The organism is Prevotella sp. LCP21S3_D2, from assembly GCF_052118345.1.
Classification (GTDB): Bacteria; Bacteroidota; Bacteroidia; order Bacteroidales; family Bacteroidaceae; genus Prevotella.
The window spans coordinates 168,453-182,873 of the sequence record NZ_JBQKHJ010000004.1 but is presented as its reverse complement, the minus strand read 5'-3'; the positions used below and the strand labels follow the sequence as shown (position 1 = coordinate 182,873).

Below are 14,421 nucleotides of genomic sequence, written 5' to 3'. Positions count from 1 at the left end.
TGATGGCAAGTTTGGGAAATTACCATACTAATATTCTGTCGAAAGACAATGTGCTTAAACTCGTAAATGATCGTTATCTGGTAAATACCCGATTGGAACAGGCGTTTTGGAGCGACAAACTGAACTTGTCTTTGGAGTACTCTTATTACCAAATGCAAAATAGAGTGAAGGACTTGGGGACTACGATGCGAGAGCACCAAGGTAGTTTTGGGCTTTCTTTCTTCTTGTTAGAGGACTTGGAGTTGTTCGGCGATGTCAGCATGAACTGGCTCAAGGACGCAGACCATCAGGAGCATGAGAGCGATGCCAATGCTGGCATCCGATATAAAAAGAAGAGCATAGAGTTGGAGTTGCTAGCCCAAAACTTGACAAATCAAAGGGTTTATGTGGTCAATAAGCAGATAAAGGAGAGCAATTATCGATACATTTATCAGTTGCGTCCTATCGGATGCACTTTCAGCGTAAAATATAATTTCTAATAATCCAATAAGGATGGTGACTTACTCGTCATCATCCTTATTGTTATCGGCTACGATTTGCGGACCTCTTGCCTTGCCATGAGAAGCAGCCATTAAACGATTTATGTTTATAGTTTAAAATATTGGAGCAATTATGACAAAAATAACTAAATATACAATACTGATTTTTTTAGTAGCTTTACAAGTTGTCTATTTAATAGAAATAATAGAAAGGGTTATTTTAAATAAATGGAGTGATATATTCTTTCCATGTATTTTTTCTTTATTTATTTGGAATGCTATCTATATATTTTACAGAAAGGTAAAATAATAAAAGGCCGCAAGTTACCAATACGAATAAAAGTTAAAAGTGCGTTTCTTTAGTTTACTCAATGGTAAGAGTTGCGTATTTTCTAATAAGAATAAGTATGTAGGAAACATATAAAAGAGATATACAATGGAAAAGAAAATGATAAAACAAATGATGATGGCGTTGCTTTTGGCGATGATGCCTTTTGCAGCAAGCGCACAGGAAACTCCTGTCGTACAGGAACAAGCAGATAGTTTGCTGTCTCCTAGTATAATGGTGAATCGACATTTCTATGTCAAGGATTTGCCTTTGGATGTATCGAAGGTGAAGTATATGTCAGCCATCAAGTATGGAGAAAATGGCAACTTGATGGTTTTTACGATGTATCCCAACTTTACTATGCCTAAGGAATGGGAAAAATATGAGATACCTCGCAGTAGAGTGAAATCTCTATCAGAGATAGAAGACCGAATAGAGACTTATCAGCAGATGTTGTCTTTGACGAGGCATAACGAGAATGCTGACGCATTGAGTGGCAAACCGTTGCCAGGTTCCTTTGTTTTGCACGATTTGAACGGAAAACTTTGGACAGAACAGTCGCTCAAGGGACATAAGGTAGTAATCAACGCATGGTATTCAGGCTGTGGACCTTGTTTGCGAGAAATGCCTATCCTTTCGGAGTGGAAGAATAAGTATCCTAATGTGATATTTCTCTCTGTAAACTTCGAGAAAGCTGATAAGGTAAGGAAGATAACGGAGGCACGTGGCTTCAATTGGACTCATCTTTATGGTGATAATTATTTCGTGAAATTTGTTGGCTCAGGCGGTTTTCCTCTCTTCATCGTCCTAGGTGAGGATGGCTTGATACGTTATATGGTGAATGGTACCAATGAGAAGATACGTCAGGATATTTTAAACGTTATCAATAAGTAGTAAAAGCCAAAGGGGGGCATTTTGTGTTCATGCCCCCTTTGGCTTTTACTACTTATTCTATACTGCTAAGATTATTCTTCGTTATCCTTGTTGTCTGCCACAACCTGCGGACCTCTTACTTTGTCCTTTAGGCTCAGACCTTTCTTGATTTCGATGTTCACACCATCGCTCAATCCGGTGGTTACTTGCTTGCGCTCGTAGGTTTTCTTCTCGCCGCTGCCCTTTACGATATAGACAAAGGTGCTGTCGCCGCTGAATTCGATGGCACTCTCCGGAACGGTGAGAACCTTCAGAGCCTTGGATAATACTATCTCGGCATTGGCGCTGTAGCCGGAACGGATCTTGCCACCCTTTACAGAACGGACGGCTGCCTTTACCTCAAACTGGTTTGCACCATTGTTCTCTACAGCCTTTGGAGAAATGTACTCCAGGTCGGCGTCAAACTTCAGGTCCTGCATCGCTCCGATGGTAATCTTCATCGGCATTCCCACTACCAGAGTGCCTACCTCGGTCTCATCGATGTTGCCACGGAAGATGAGGTCGTTCATGTTTGCTACACTGGCGATGGTGGTTCCGTCATTAAAGGTGTTGGCAAGAATCACGGAGTTACCCACCTTGACAGGAATATCGAGGATAATTCCCGAAATGGTAGAACGGATGAGGGTGGAAGAGGCACTGGCGTTGCTCTTGGAAACACCATCACGAACTACTTCGAGCGCATCAAGGGCGGCAACTTTCTCCTCCTTTGCCTGCTGCAACGACTGTTTTACCTTATCAAACTCATCGGCGCTGACCAGCTGCTTCTTGTAGAGCTGTTCCTCGCGACCATAGTTTACCTGTGCCTGCTTCAGGTTAATTTCGGCAAGGCGCACACGAGCCTGCGCCGAACTGAGCTGCCCCATATCCGGAATCACCTTTACCTTGGCGATTACCTCGCCTGCCTGCACGAAATCGCCTGCCTGCTTGCAGATTTCGGTGATGATACCGCTGATCTGAGGCTTTACGTTCACCTCGTTGCGAGGCTCTATCTTACCCGTAATCACTGTGGTCTTCAACACATCGCCCATCTTTGGGGTAAACTCGGTATATTCCACAGGCTTAGGCTGTGATTTCTCATAAAGGAACACGAAGGTTCCGATGAAAATCAAGGCGACTATCGCCGCAACTATCAACTTTGAATACTTTTTCATATCTTTTATATCTTATTTTTCTTTTATTCGTCTCTCATTGCATCTACCGGCTTGATGCTCATGGCTCGCCACGCTGGGGCAAGTCCGGCAAGACCGCCGAGGATGCAGATGAGGATGGCTGAAGAGATGGCTGTCCAGAAATCTACCTGGAAGTGGGCGGTGAGAATGCCATCCGTGGTGTTCGCCATTTCCAGCATCTGCAGGATGGCTACTCCGAAGATGATGCCGCTCATGCCTGCTACCAGGGTGAGGAGAATACTCTCTGAGATGATTTGCGAGAGAATCATCTTAGGCGTGGCTCCGATGGCTCGGCGAATGCCTATCTCGGTGGTTCGCTCCTTCACCGTTACCATCATGATGTTGGAAACTCCGATGGCGCCGGCGAGAAGGGTGCCGATACCTACCAGCCAGATGAGGAAGTTGACGCCCTTAAACAGATTGTCGAGCATCTGGAAGAGCACCTCCGTATTGAACACCATGATTCCCTTTTCGTCTGAAGGGTCGATGTTGTGAGCCCTGGCTATGGTTTCACGCATTCGCTGGGCGATGCTGCTCATTACCACGCCCGGCTTACCCGTGGTGGCGATGATGTCGATGGCGGTTCCGCGGTTGTAGGCGGTGCGGAGCACAGATTGCGGAATGGTGATGGTTTCGTCGGCTCTACCGCCGAAGTTGATGCCATTTCCCGAGCGGTAATCTACACCCACCACCGTGTAATAGGTGGAATCCACTCGCACGCTCTTGCCGCACGGGTCACCGCCGCCGGGGAAGAGGGTCTTGTAAATCTGTTTGCCGATGACGCAAACCTTGCGCTGGCGGCGCACATCCATCTCGTTGATGTATCTGCCGTAAAACATTTTAGGTGCGGAAACCTGGGCGTAATCGGGATTCACACCCTGCGTGCTGCCGCTGAATTTCTTGTCGCCAAACACCACCGACTTGTTGCCTCCGAAGAGTAGCGGGGTGATGACATCGAGTTCGGGCACCCTGTGGCGCAGTCGCTCCAGGTCTTTCTCTTCCATCTGCCAGGAACGCCCCTTGTTGAATCCCTTGTAGGGTTTGGTGGTGTTCTGCGCCCAGATGATGGCGGTGTTGGTGGCGAAGCCTGCGAAGTTGTTTTGCAGCATCTCCTTCAGTCCCTGGCCGCCACCCATCAGGGCGATGAGCATAAACACGCCCCAGAACACGCCGAAGCCCGTGAGCAGACTGCGGCTCTTGTTTCTCGTGATGGTGTCGAGAATCTCTTTATATGTATCTAAATCTAATCGCATAATAATAATTTATAGTTTATTCTGCTCTCAGCGCTTCTATCGGTCGGATTCTTGCAGCCTTGATGGCTGGGATGAGTCCGGCGATGGTGCCTGCGATGACGATGGCGATGGTAGCACCGATGCAGGTGCCGAGGCCCACCGTAGGGTTCACAAACATGGCGGCTTTAAACAGTCCGGTATCTACGGTGGTGTGGCCGATGGTTGCGTCCATGATTTCGTTTGCTGCCACGCCGCAGACCATTCCGATGTAGCCGAAGAACGAGGTGATGATGATGCTCTCGGTGATGATGAGCTTCAGTATCGACCAAGGTTTGGCACCGATGGCTTTTCTTACGCCAAACTCTCGGGTTCGCTCCTTTACGGTGATGAGCATGATGTTGCTTACGCCCACGATGCCGCTCAGCAGAGTGAACAGACCTACTATCCAGAGGGCAGTCTGCATGATGGCGATTCCCTGGTTCATCTGGATATTGTCCATGTATCGGTTCCAGAGCCAGATGGTGCGATCGTCATCAGGTGCAGCCTGGTGGTTGTTGTTGATGCTGGCACGATAGTTCTTCTCAAACTGCTCGTTATCTTCCTTGGTCTTCAGATTCTTGATGGTGAACTCCAGACTTCCTGCATCATCGCCCTTGGCGTAGATGGTCTTTATGGTGGAGTAGGCGATGAAAGCATCGGTATTGTTGCGCGATTCATCATCCTTGTAAATTCCTACCACCTGGAAGTTGAGGTTGCTGATCTTTACGTTCTTGCCCACCAGCGAACGGTAGTCTTTGCTGAGTTCCTTGGCCTGGCTTCGGCTCAGCACCACATTCTTGCGCTGGTCCTTCATATCGATTTCGTTGATGAATCGTCCGGCAATCAGCTCCGTCTTGTCGATTTTGGGATGTGTAGGAGCCACACCCACCAATGACTGGCTTGCCACATAATTATCGCCGTAGTTGATGTTCACGTTATACTGTTCCAATCTTCCACCCACATCATCCACGTATTGACCATAGGTCTGGTTGCTGATGAGGATGTCCCTGTCGTTGAGCGTGATGCTTCTGCCTTCCTTCAGTCCCTTGTAAGCCTTGGAGGTTTCGCCCGGGAATACTCGCATGGAGTTGGCAAGGAATCGGGTGCTTTGCTGCAGCTGGGCATTAATCAGTCCGTTGCCGGCGCCCAGCAGGAATATCAGCATGAAGATTCCCCAGGCAACGGCAAATCCCGTGAGCGAAGTGCGGAGCTTGTTGCGCTTCGACGTGCTCCATATTTCTTTGATTAATTCTCTCATGTTCCAAGTTCAATGTTACTTCACGTAGTCTTTCGATACGAGATGATGGTCTCTGTTGTCTTCGATGCTTCCGATGAGTCCGTCCTTGATATGGATAACCTTATCGGTCTCGTTGGCAACACCACTTTCGTGGGTTACCACCACGATGGTCATTCCCTCTTTCTGGTGCAGTTCCTTCAGCAGGTCCATCACTTCCACGCTCGTTTTGGAGTCGAGGGCTCCGGTAGGCTCATCGGCAAGGATGATTTCGGGTTTGGTGATGAGGGCACGGGCGATGGCTACACGCTGCTTCTGTCCTCCCGACATCTCGTTGGGATAATGGTTGGCCCATTGCTTCAAGCTCAGTTTTTCGAGATATTCCATTGCCAGTTCGTGGCGCTTCTTGCGACTCACGCCCTGGTAGAAGAGTGGAAGCTCCACGTTTTCCACCGCTGTCTTGAACGAGATGAGGTTGAACGACTGGAAGATGAAGCCGATCATCTTGTTGCGATATTCGGCAGCACGGGTTTCCGAGAGGTTTTTGATGAGCACATCATTGAGTCGGTATTCGCCCGTATCGTAGTTGTCGAGAATACCCAATATATTTAATAAGGTGGATTTTCCCGAGCCGGAAGCACCCATGATGCTGACGAACTCGCCACGTTCGATGTCGAGGTCGATGCCCTTCAGCACATGGAGTGGCTGAGCACCCTGATAGGTCTTGTTGACGTCTTTTAGATGAATTAATGACATATAATACGTTTGTTTATTGATATGAATTTTAAACGTTAGACGCTTGCAACCTTCAGAAAGTTGCAAGCGTAGCCCTTTTTTAAAAACGTGATTATATCCACCTTATTATATATAAGGCAAAGATAGTAGTTAAAAATATACTTTTTAAGATAAATAGTGTCATCATATTCTTATCTTTTTGAGATTCTTCTCCAACTCTTCCTTCACTTCATCGATGGAGATGTCGAGAAGCTGCATTTGTCGGGCGAGTTCCGGGAGTCTTTCTTTCATAAACTCCTTCTTGCGGGTCTTTTTGATTTGCTTCTTGGCTCCTGCGGAAACAAAGTAGCCCAGGCCTCGCTTGTTGTAGATGATCTCATCGGTGGCAAGCAGGTCGTATGCCTTCACGGTTGTGTTGGCATTTACCTCCAGCAGCACGGCGTATTCCCTGACGCTCGGTATTCGCTCGTCCTCCTTGTACTTGCCCGCCAGAATCTCATCGCTCAATCGCTCGGCTATCTGTACGTATATCGCTTTATCATTACTGAAAATCATAATACTTTTGTTTTAAAGTTTTATCATTCTTATCGATATTTTCTTTTCATACTTCTTTTCTTCTCCTAGATGTTGATCCACTTGTTGCAGATTACCTGCATACGGGTGAAGAGCTTGTAGGATGCCCAGAGGCTGAAGGCTGCCAAAGCAAGGAAAACGACCGACCAGAAGATGGCGATGCAGAGAGAAGTGCCCGGATTATCATAGTTAAAATGCTTGAAGAAATCGAAAGCTCCCCATTCTTCAAGTTCGCTGCCACAATAACCTATAATCATGAAAATGATAATGCCAGATACGGCTGTCAGGATGATTGGCTGTTTGCGGAAGAATGTGCCGCCTAGCAGGCAGAAGGAGTAAATCATGGTGAGAAAGCTCCATCCGAGTATGGCTGCATCTATTTTATATTGCCCCGCTAAGATACAGATAGGATTGTCACCGGTATTGGTTGCGGCTTTGTAGATTTGACTTAGAGAACTTCCGATGATACTTGCATGGTAACCGGGAGTCATGAAGAAGCTCAATACAAACTGCACGAAGTCGGCTATAAGTGTAGCAATGAGCATCATGAGGATACTGCCTACACTCATCATCAGGAAACGAGCTGCATATTTTTCCAGATTGTTGGCTGGCAACATCATGAAATTCTCACGTTGCAGCTTGGTCTTCATATTGCTAAAGATGTTGCAGGGAGATATGAAGAAAAACAATATGACAATAGCGGCAAGGAATCCTGTCATGTTACCTTCGTAGTAATTACCCAAATCTCCTTCTACTATAAAATGGCTATGAGGAAAAGAATAAAGCATGGAAATGGAAAGCATGATGATGCCGATAGCCAATCCTGCTATACTGTAGAAATAGCTTTTCCAGTTGGTAAGCAAGTCCCAACGCAGCACCATTCCGAATCTATGTAAATCAAAAGTCTTGTTCATAATCGTTGTTATTTAAAGATGATTTTATATTTTTCTAATTCTCGATAATCTTGATGAACTTGATGTGAGCTTGATGAATAGCTCTTACTCGGCAAGTTTTCCGCCAATCACTGCATTGAACAGCAATTCCAGATTCATCTGTGTTTCCTGTTCACCCTCCTGTCGCTTGCAGATGGCGGCATTGCCCTGCAGGGTTGGTTCGGCGTAGAGCACGGTGTCGTCCATCTCCTGTGGGTTGCGGTACTCGAAGGTGTATTTCTCGCAGATGTCTGAAACCGAAGCATCCAGCAGGAGCTGGCTCTGGTTCATGATGATGATGTGGTCGAGCAACGACTCTACATCGTGCACCTGATGAGTAGAGATGATGAGGGTGCGGTCTTCCGTCATATTATTGGCGATGACCTTACGGAACTGGCTCTTCGATGGGATGTCGAGACCATTGGTTGGCTCGTCCATCAGAAGAAAGCGGGTACCCGTGGCGAGTGCGAAACTCATGAATACCTTCTTCTTCTGTCCCATCGAGAGTTCGTTCAACTTGAGAGAGAGTGGTAAATCAAAATCCTTGAGGCAACGGTCCAATACTTCCTGCGAGAAGTTAGGATAGAACTCCTGGTTCATCTTCACGTAGGTGGCGAGGGAAACGTTGGGCAGTTCAAACTCTTCGGGCACCATGAAGATGTCCTTCAGCATCTCTGCTCTGCGATCTTGTGCCGAAATGCCATCCACGAGAACGGTACCTTGTTGCTGGCGGAGCAATCCGCTGATGAGGTAGAGCAGGGTGCTCTTGCCTGTACCGTTCTTACCGAGCAAGCCATAAATGTTGTTCTCCTTGAGTTCCAAAGAGAAATCTCTAAATACAAGGTGCTTGCTACCTGGGTATCTGAAATCAATGTCTTTAATCTGTATCATAATCTTTAATGTTTTAGTGTACTACTTCAATAGAACACTGCAAAGGTATGCTTTTTTTCAATAAGTTCCAAACTTTTGGGCAATTATTTTCATACTTTAACGTAATGTTAACATTATCACCTTATTATATAAAGAAAGCGGATTGTAATGCTAAGCAGATGGTTGTAAGAATATGCAAAAGAAAAGGCCCGATATAGACGAAATATCTACATCGGGACCTGAAGTTTTGGGAATAGCTTTTGCTATTTATTCTATTTTATTAATGTGCTTCTAGCCAGTTTTTCCCCCAGCCGGCATCGGCTACTAAAGGTACACAGAGCTTATAAGCATTCTGCATTTCTTCTACAACAATCTTCTCTACTTTCTCTTTTTCCTCAGGGAAGACAGAGAAGTTGAGTTCATCGTGTACTTGGATTATCATCTTGCTCTTGATGCCTTCAGTCTTGAATCGGTTAAAGATTCTGATCATGGCAACCTTGATGATGTCTGCTTCGGAACCTTGGATAGGAGCATTGATGGCATTGCGCTCTGCGAAGCCTCTTACTGTACCGTTCTTACTGTTGATATCTGGCAGATAACGTCTTCTGTGGAAGAGAGTTTCGGCATAGCCTTTTTCTCTTGCCATTTCCTTAGATTTCTCCATATATGCCTGAACACCGGGGAAGGTACGGAAGTAATCTTCGATTATTTGCTTCGCCTCCTTGTTTTCGATGTTCATGCGCTGGGCAAGTCCGTAGGTAGTAATGCCATAGATGATTCCGAAGTTGGCGGTCTTTGCCTTCTTACGTTGTGTATCGGTGACGTCTTTGATGTCCTCATGCCAGATTTTGGCAGCAGTAGCTGCGTGGATATCGGAACCTTCCCGGAATGCTTCTACCATGTTTGGATCTTCACTCAAATGCGCCATGATACGAAGCTCTATCTGGGAGTAGTCTGCTGAAAAGAATAGACAACCTGGCTCTGGAATAAAGCATCGACGTATCTCCTTTCCGTCATCATCACGTACAGGAATATTCTGTAGGTTAGGATCGCTTGAAGAAAGGCGACCAGTTGCAGTAATTGCCTGGTTGAAGGAAGCGTGAATATGTCCTGTACGAGGATTGATAAGCTTTGGAAGAGCATCTACGTAGGTGCTGAGAAGTTTCTTTAAACCTCTGTAATTCAGAATCTCATCAATGATAGGACTCTTGCTGCGTAATTGTTGTAGCACTTCTTCGCTTGTCACATACTGTCCCGTTTTCGTCTTCTTTGGCTTCTCTACAATCTTCATCTTTCCGAAGAGGATTTCTCCTACTTGGCGAGGGGAGCCAATATTGAAGGATTCGCCAGCCAACTCATAGATATGGTGTTCTATTTCTGAGAGTCGGTTGGTTAAATTATTAGACGTTTCCTTTAAAGTATCCGTGTCGATGCATACTCCGTTCATCTCCATGTGGGCAAGAACCGGTACCAGTGGCATTTCTACATTCCAGAACAGGTCTTCACAATCTATCTCCTTGAGTTTTGGTTCCAATACATTTTTCAATCTCAGTGTGATATCTGCATCTTCAGCTGCATACTCGTAAACTTCGGATGGAGCGAGGTCGCGCATTGATTTCTGATTCTTTCCCTTTGGGCCAATCAACTCTTCGATGTGGACAGTTTGGTAATGAAGGAATACCTCTGCCAGATAATCCATGTTGTGATAGAGTTCTGGTTGGATGATGTAGTGGGCGAGCATCGTGTCGAACATCTTTCCCTGAATCTCTACTCCATAGTTCATCAAGACCTCGTAGTCGTACTTGATGTTTTGTCCCACTTTCAAGATTTCAGGGTTTTCATAGAGTGGTTTAAAGATGTTTACGATTTTTAAGGCTTCTTCACGATTTGCTGGGATCGCTACATAGAAAGCCTCTTTCTCTTTGACTGCAAAGCTTAATCCTACCAATTCTGCATCGATTGCAACCGTAGATGTGGTCTCTGTATCTAGACTTAAAATTTGCTTTGTAATTAAATAGTCATAAAGAGATTTTGCATCTTCCTCTGTTTCAATGAGTTTGTATGAATGCTCAACAGTTTTAATGGTGTCAAAACTCGTGTTTTTTTGCTCTTCTTGACCATCTGCTGGCTGTGCGCCAAATAAATCGAGCTCTCCCATAGGTTTTGTTTGCACCTTTTGAGGTTTTTTAAGAACTCGGTTAGCGAACGACTTAAACTCTAGTTCTGTGAAGATTTCATCCAACTTGGCGTTGTCTGGCTCTACCAATTTCAAGTCTTCCATTTTCAAGTCAACAGGAACATCCGTTCTGATGGTTGCCAAGAATTTCGAGATCTTGATATCTTCAATAGCTCCTTCTACTTTTTCTCGAAGTTTGCCTTTTACTTTAGATGAATTTTCAATCAAGCCTTCTACACTACCAAACTCATTGATGAGTTTGACAGCTGTCTTTTCTCCAACACCTGGGCAGCCCGGGAAATTATCAGCAGAGTCTCCCATTAAAGCAAGTAGGTCAATTACCTGAAGTGGGGAAGCGATGCTGTATTTTTCTTCAATCTCTTCCACTCCTAATTTTTCATATCCACCACCATGCCTTGGTCGGAACATGTATACGTTGTCTCGAACCAGCTGACCATAGTCTTTATCTGGTGTCAGCATATAGGTTTCAATACCTTTTTCTCCTGCTTGAATTGCTATAGTTCCAATGATGTCATCTGCCTCGAAACCGTCTACCTGTAGGATTGGAATATGGTAGGCTTCCAGGATATTTTTGATGATAGGGACTGAGATTTTAATGTCTTCAGGAGTTTCTTCTCGCTGAGCTTTATATGCAGGAAAAGCCTCATGACGGAAGGTCTTGCCATGGTCGAAAGCCACCGCAATATAGGTAGGTTTCTCCTTGGTAAGTATCTCGTTGAGGGTATTGCAAAATCCCATGACACACGAAGTATTGAGTCCCTTCGAATTGATACGAGGAGACTTCATAAAGGCGTAATACGACCTATAAATGAGCGCATAAGCGTCTAAAAGGAACAATTTATCCATAATATTCATTTTTGTGGTGTAAAATTACTAAAAAAATGCGATATTTCAAGAAGAATTGATTAATTTTGTATCAAAATTTAGAAATTTAGTAGATTTACTCATATTCAATGGACTATTTATCACTTATCAAGCAGCCTATTGAGGCTGAATTGGCAGATTTCATAGATTTGTTCAACAAGTCTTTGATGCATAGTGACGGGCTTCTTTCTCAGGTGCTCGATCACATACGTCAGCGTGCAGGAAAACGTATGCGACCTATGCTCATCTTGTTGATGGCCCGTAATTTTGGTAAAATTTCTACCGTCACACAGCATTCTGCAGTAGGATTGGAGCTTCTTCACACAGCTTCTCTTGTGCATGATGATGTTGTGGATGAGAGTGGGGAGCGCCGTGGCCAAGCTAGCGTCAATGCCACATATAATAATAAGGTTGCAGTGTTAGTAGGTGATTTTATTCTCTCTACTGCCTTGCTTCATGTTTCTTATTCTCATTCTGAAGAGATTGTTCGAGATCTTGCTGAGTTGGGACGTATCTTGTCAAATGGAGAGATACTTCAGTTGAACAGTATCAGTAATGAAGAAATCTCGGAAGATATCTATTATCAGGTTATTAAACAGAAGACTGCTGCTCTCTTTGAGGCTTGTGCCGGTATCGGTGCCATGTCAGCAAATGCTTCAAAATTGCAGATAGAAGCGGCTAAGCGCTTTGGTCAGAATCTGGGTATTATCTTCCAAATTCGTGATGATATTTTTGATTATTACGATTCTAAGGAGATAGGTAAACCTACTGGTAATGATATGACAGAAGGTAAACTCACTCTTCCTGTTATCTATGCTTTGAAAGCTACTGGTGATGAGGAGATGATAAAGTTGGCAAGAAAGGTTAAAGCGCATACGGTTTCCCAAGATGAAATAGCTCAGTTAGTTGCTTTCACAAAGGAGAATAGCGGTATTGAATATGCAGACAGGCGCATGTGGGATTTTCATGCTGAGGCTATGGATTTCCTTGATAACTATGTTGAAGACAAGGATGTATATAATGCCTTGAAGGCTTATCTTGATTTTGTGATTGAGCGCAAAGCATAATTCGCTTGTTGACTCTTATAAAAATAGTCGCCCTGAGAAGACAAAAGCATTGTCTATGAATGCTTTTACCATTTCAGGGCGATTTTGTTATTAATCTTATACTTAGGGTTTTACCCCTATTCTAAGTACTTTTATTCTTTCTTGGCGTATCTTTAAAAGTACTTGATTTCCTTACCTACGATTTCGCTCAAAAGGATGTTTGTCAAGCGTGATGTTCCCAGTCGTAACCACTGGTTGGTCAACCATTTCTCGCCTAAGACTTCCTTTACGATAGTATAGTATACCACAGCATCGTGAACGGTGTTAATGCCACCTGCAGGCTTGAAACCAATCTGGATGCCCGTCTTCTCGTAGTATGCCTTGATAGCCTGGCACATAACGTAGGCAGCCTCTGGAGTAGCAGAAATCTTCTCCTTACCGGTTGAAGTCTTGATGTAGTCTGAACCAGCATACATTGCCAGAACTGAAGCCTTCATGATGTTGCTGCAGTTCTTTAAGTTTCCTGTTTCCAGGATGCACTTCATCTTATGCTCACCACAAGTTTCCTTGAGTTCCTGAATATCATCGCAGAGACCTTCGTAATCTTCACTGAAAAACTTACCGACAGGCATTACGATATCTACCTCTGTAGCTCCATCCTTAATAGCCATGGCTGTCTCGGCAATCTTTACCTCGATGAATGTCTGTGAAGATGGGAAATTGCCGCTTACTACTGCGATTTCTACGCCATCTACCTCCAAACTCTGACTGATAAGACCTGCAAAGTTAGGGTAGGTGCATACGGTTGCTACATGAGGAAGTTCTGGATAATCCTTTGCAAACTGGTTTACCTTTTCAATCATTGCCAGGATGCTTTCTTCTGTATCTTCTGTGTGAAGAGAAGTAAGCTCGATACTGCCGAAGAGGAACTTCTTCACCTCCATAGTCTCATTCTCAGCTACCTTCTCATCGAGAATCTTCTTCACTTCTGCTGCAATTTCCTCATCGTTGAGGTCGCAATTATACTGTTTCAATACAGATAAATACTTGTCGTCCGACTCGCTATACTGTCCCTGCTGTGCAAGAACCTGTTCTTTAATACTGCTCATACTTGATGTTACTTTTTTAATTATTAAAGTTAAGTTATTTATATGATTCCCTTCATTTCGGGTGTTTTATTCCTTTCAATTTCGGGTTGTTTATTCCTTCAATTTCGGGTTATTCTTATGTCTTTCCGAATCCCTTTGGGTCTTTTTGTCGATACTTTTCTGAAGTTCTTCTGTAAGATCTATCCCCGTTTGATTGGCAAGACAGATGAGAACCCAGAGAACGTCTGCCATTTCCTCGCCGAGGTTAGGCTTTTCGCCCTTCTTGAAGCTCTGGTCGCCGTATGTTCGGGCGATGACACGAGCCAGTTCTCCTACTTCTTCCGTAAGACAAGCCATATTGGTAAGTTCGCTGAAATAGCGAACGCCATATTCCTTGATCCACTTATCTACTGCTTCCTGTGCTTCTTTTATAGTCATAACAGATGATCTTTAATTATGAAATAAGTCAAACATAGCCATAATCCAGTCATGAATATAGCGGCAATGGTGTTATAGATACCGATTTTTCCATTCTCCATTTTGTCGCTGATGAACTCCATATTCAAGCCAATGGTAACGAGGGTTTCACCTGCATACTCTGCCCATGGATTGTTTAAGAACCTTTGAGAAAAGGTAAACGTTATGATTATTCCTATAGCTAGGAACCAACTTTTATATTTTAAAATCTTTTCCATCTATTCT

The 14,421-nt window shown here is 44.4% G+C and carries 14 protein-coding genes; 3 read left to right on the top strand and 11 right to left on the bottom strand.

Translation table 11 applies throughout. The features are described from left to right. Positions 1 to 479, top strand: a 479-nt coding sequence (locus ACTQ16_RS05045) for a hypothetical protein (RefSeq protein ID WP_441936418.1), incomplete at its 5' end; no start/stop codon positions are given. A gap of 448 nt (positions 480 to 927) precedes the next feature. Further along, entirely contained in the window at positions 928 to 1,701 is a 774-nt protein-coding gene (locus ACTQ16_RS05040) for a TlpA disulfide reductase family protein (RefSeq protein ID WP_296972114.1), read from the top strand. 71 nt (positions 1,702 to 1,772) lie between these two features. Here the strand turns inward: ACTQ16_RS05040 and ACTQ16_RS05035 are convergent, their stop codons facing one another. From ACTQ16_RS05035 to polA, 8 genes are all read right to left on the bottom strand, one after another. Beyond that, positions 1,773 to 2,891: an efflux RND transporter periplasmic adaptor subunit gene (locus ACTQ16_RS05035; RefSeq protein WP_441936416.1), complete on the bottom strand. Its 1,119-nt coding sequence runs from the start codon at positions 2,889 to 2,891 to the stop codon at positions 1,773 to 1,775. A 23-nt stretch (positions 2,892 to 2,914) separates the two neighbouring features. Further along, a complete protein-coding gene (locus ACTQ16_RS05030; protein WP_294970635.1) occupies positions 2,915 to 4,162 on the bottom strand; it encodes an ABC transporter permease in 1,248 nt (415 codons plus the stop codon). A 16-nt stretch (positions 4,163 to 4,178) separates the two neighbouring features. Then, on the bottom strand, positions 4,179 to 5,438 hold the full coding sequence (locus ACTQ16_RS05025) for an ABC transporter permease (RefSeq protein ID WP_294970633.1): 1,260 nt from the start codon (positions 5,436 to 5,438) through the stop codon (positions 4,179 to 4,181). Positions 5,439 to 5,453: 15 nt separating this feature from the next. After that, positions 5,454 to 6,170: an ABC transporter ATP-binding protein gene (locus tag ACTQ16_RS05020; RefSeq protein WP_295025190.1), complete on the bottom strand. Its 717-nt coding sequence runs from the start codon at positions 6,168 to 6,170 to the stop codon at positions 5,454 to 5,456. Positions 6,171 to 6,332: 162 nt separating this feature from the next. After that, positions 6,333 to 6,704 (bottom strand): GntR family transcriptional regulator, encoded by a 372-nt coding sequence (locus tag ACTQ16_RS05015; RefSeq protein WP_119236617.1) that lies wholly within the window; start codon positions 6,702 to 6,704, stop codon positions 6,333 to 6,335. Between the two features lie 65 nt (positions 6,705 to 6,769). Then, positions 6,770 to 7,636 carry a hypothetical protein gene (locus ACTQ16_RS05010; RefSeq protein ID WP_296972105.1) on the bottom strand — a complete coding sequence of 289 codons (867 nt, stop codon included), beginning with the start codon at positions 7,634 to 7,636 and terminating at the stop codon, positions 6,770 to 6,772. Positions 7,637 to 7,720: 84 nt separating this feature from the next. Then, entirely contained in the window at positions 7,721 to 8,545 is an 825-nt protein-coding gene (locus ACTQ16_RS05005) for an ABC transporter ATP-binding protein (RefSeq protein WP_441936414.1), read from the bottom strand. A 259-nt stretch (positions 8,546 to 8,804) separates the two neighbouring features. Then, positions 8,805 to 11,567 (bottom strand): DNA polymerase I, encoded by a 2,763-nt coding sequence (polA, locus tag ACTQ16_RS05000; RefSeq protein WP_441936412.1) that lies wholly within the window; start codon positions 11,565 to 11,567, stop codon positions 8,805 to 8,807. A 107-nt stretch (positions 11,568 to 11,674) separates the two neighbouring features. Here polA and ACTQ16_RS04995 point away from each other — a divergent pair, with 107 nt between their 5' ends. After that, positions 11,675 to 12,652, top strand: coding sequence for a polyprenyl synthetase family protein (locus ACTQ16_RS04995; RefSeq protein ID WP_441936410.1), 978 nt, complete (start codon positions 11,675 to 11,677; stop codon positions 12,650 to 12,652). A 152-nt stretch (positions 12,653 to 12,804) separates the two neighbouring features. Here ACTQ16_RS04995 and deoC read toward each other — a convergent pair whose 3' ends face one another. The 3 genes from deoC to ACTQ16_RS04980 form a co-directional block, all read right to left on the bottom strand. Further along, entirely contained in the window at positions 12,805 to 13,740 is a 936-nt protein-coding gene (gene deoC / locus ACTQ16_RS04990; protein WP_441936408.1) for a deoxyribose-phosphate aldolase, read from the bottom strand. Positions 13,741 to 13,830: 90 nt separating this feature from the next. Continuing rightward, complete coding sequence (locus ACTQ16_RS04985) at positions 13,831 to 14,157, bottom strand: nucleotide pyrophosphohydrolase (protein ID WP_153122187.1); 327 nt, start codon at positions 14,155 to 14,157, stop codon at positions 13,831 to 13,833. Further along, on the bottom strand, positions 14,154 to 14,414 hold the full coding sequence (locus tag ACTQ16_RS04980) for a hypothetical protein (protein WP_441936407.1): 261 nt from the start codon (positions 14,412 to 14,414) through the stop codon (positions 14,154 to 14,156). Before ACTQ16_RS04980 ends, ACTQ16_RS04985 begins: the two co-directional genes overlap by 4 nt. Between the last annotated feature and the right edge of the window lie 7 nt (positions 14,415 to 14,421).

Coding starts and splice junctions, on each gene's coding strand:
- ACTQ16_RS05040 (WP_296972114.1), top strand. CDS start 928: ATGATAAAACAAATGATGATGGCGTTGCTTTTGGCGATGATGCCTTTT.
- ACTQ16_RS05035 (WP_441936416.1), bottom strand. CDS start 2,891: ATGAAAAAGTATTCAAAGTTGATAGTTGCGGCGATAGTCGCCTTGATT.
- ACTQ16_RS05030 (WP_294970635.1), bottom strand. CDS start 4,162: ATGCGATTAGATTTAGATACATATAAAGAGATTCTCGACACCATCACG.
- ACTQ16_RS05025 (WP_294970633.1), bottom strand. CDS start 5,438: ATGAGAGAATTAATCAAAGAAATATGGAGCACGTCGAAGCGCAACAAG.
- ACTQ16_RS05020 (WP_295025190.1), bottom strand. CDS start 6,170: ATGTCATTAATTCATCTAAAAGACGTCAACAAGACCTATCAGGGTGCT.
- ACTQ16_RS05015 (WP_119236617.1), bottom strand. CDS start 6,704: ATGATTTTCAGTAATGATAAAGCGATATACGTACAGATAGCCGAGCGA.
- ACTQ16_RS05010 (WP_296972105.1), bottom strand. CDS start 7,636: ATGAACAAGACTTTTGATTTACATAGATTCGGAATGGTGCTGCGTTGG.
- ACTQ16_RS05005 (WP_441936414.1), bottom strand. CDS start 8,545: ATGATACAGATTAAAGACATTGATTTCAGATACCCAGGTAGCAAGCAC.
- polA (WP_441936412.1), bottom strand. CDS start 11,567: ATGGATAAATTGTTCCTTTTAGACGCTTATGCGCTCATTTATAGGTCG.
- ACTQ16_RS04995 (WP_441936410.1), top strand. CDS start 11,675: ATGGACTATTTATCACTTATCAAGCAGCCTATTGAGGCTGAATTGGCA.
- deoC (WP_441936408.1), bottom strand. CDS start 13,740: ATGAGCAGTATTAAAGAACAGGTTCTTGCACAGCAGGGACAGTATAGC.
- ACTQ16_RS04985 (WP_153122187.1), bottom strand. CDS start 14,157: ATGACTATAAAAGAAGCACAGGAAGCAGTAGATAAGTGGATCAAGGAA.
- ACTQ16_RS04980 (WP_441936407.1), bottom strand. CDS start 14,414: ATGGAAAAGATTTTAAAATATAAAAGTTGGTTCCTAGCTATAGGAATA.